Annotated in this window: 1 protein-coding gene; it reads right to left on the bottom strand. The window is 76.5% G+C overall.

What is annotated here, in order from left to right; all coding sequences use genetic code 11:
* Positions 1–204 (bottom strand): hypothetical protein (locus tag G3I42_RS09090; protein ID WP_203606567.1); only part of this gene is annotated, 204 nt, incomplete at both ends.

Here is a 204-nt window from a genome sequence, read left to right as displayed (position 1 = left end):
CCGTGGCGGCGAGCGCGAGCACCGCTCGTACGACCGTCGTGACGACCGCGGCGGCCGTGGCTTCGAGCGCCGTGACGACCGGGGTGGCCGCGGCTTCGACCGCGACCGCCGTGACGACCGCCGCGACGGCGACCGTCCCTCGTTCCGCCGTGACGACCGCCCCGGTTTCCGCCGGGACAACGACCGTCGTGACGACCGTGGCGG

This window comes from Streptomyces sp. SID11385, from assembly GCF_010548245.1.
In the GTDB taxonomy this organism is placed as follows: Bacteria; Actinomycetota; Actinomycetes; order Streptomycetales; family Streptomycetaceae; genus Streptomyces.
Note: the sequence above shows the minus strand (reverse complement) of the source record. Positions and strands in the feature narration are given on the sequence as shown.